Genomic DNA, 1,049 nt, shown 5'->3' with positions numbered 1-1,049 from the left:
ATGCTCAGCCGAAGGCCGCCCGCACGCACGGCAGTTACCAGTCCGAGTGATCAAGTACGAGGACTCGTTCGGGCCCTGAGGTTAAAGATCAAGCTTAGACGTTGTTTCTTATGGCGTGTTGGCTCGTTGAGAGGTGTATGACGGATCTGGTTGAGCGGTTGGTGCCGGATGAGTTGTGGGTGTTGTTTCGTCGAGTTGTTCCGCCGACGGTGGTGAGGCGTCCGCAGGGCGGGGGCCGGGCTCGGGCGGGTGATCGTGAAGTGCTCGCGGCGATCTTGTTCGTGGCGACCTCTGGTTGCACCTGGCGGCAGTTGCCGCCGGTGTTCGGGCCGGCCTGGCCCACGGTCTACCGGCGCTTCGCGCAGTGGAGTCGGGACCGTGTGTGGGCCCGTCTCCACCGCGTCATCCTCGACGAACTCGGCGCACGAGGCGAGCTGGACTGGTCCCGATGCGCGATCGACTCCGTCAGCGTCCGGGCCGCAAAAGGGGGCCTTTGACCGGACCGAATCCGACCGATCGCGGCAAATTGGGATCGGAGATCCACCTGATCGTCGACCGAAATGGACTGCCGCTGTCGCTAGGGATATCCGGCGCCAACATGCACGACAGTCTCGGCCTGGCACCGCTCGTGCGCGGCATCCCGCCCATCCGGTCCCGGCGCGGCCCTCGTCGCAGGCGTCCGGCGAAGCTGCACGCCGACAAGGGTTACGACTACAACCACCTGCGGCGATGGCTCCGCGAGCGCGGCATCACCCCTCGCATCGCCCGCAAAGGCGTCGAGCCCTCGCAACGGCTCGGCCGCCACCGCTGGGTAGTGGAGAGAACGGTGTCATGGCTGAGCGGCTGCCGACGCCTCCACCGACGCTACGAACGCAAAGCGGAACACTTCCTTGCCTTCGTCGGCATGGCCGCAGCCCTCATCGCCTATCGCCGCCTCACCAAATAAAACAACCTCTTAGACCGTGTCCTATGTGGTGAGGCGGGCGTTGGTCTGTGTATGGGGCGGGGTACGTGGAGTTGGATTGTTCCGGACGGATTGTGGGAGATCG

General features: G+C 64.8%; 1 protein-coding gene. It reads left to right on the top strand.

Annotation, left to right across the window (positions count from 1 at the left end):
- The first annotated feature begins 137 nt into the window (after window positions 1-137).
- Window positions 138-946 (top strand): IS5 family transposase gene (locus ACFWWQ_RS29705; protein ID WP_384602367.1). Its coding sequence is split into 2 segments (ribosomal slippage): window positions 138-471 and window positions 471-946, totalling 810 coding nucleotides; the frame shifts between segments, so codons are not numbered across the junction.
- The last annotated feature ends 103 nt before the right edge of the window (window positions 947-1,049 follow it).

It is taken from the genome of Streptomyces sp. NPDC059080 (assembly GCF_042739975.1).
Classification (GTDB): Bacteria; Actinomycetota; Actinomycetes; order Streptomycetales; family Streptomycetaceae; genus Streptomyces; species Streptomyces benahoarensis.
This window is presented reverse-complemented; position numbering and strand designations above follow the sequence as displayed.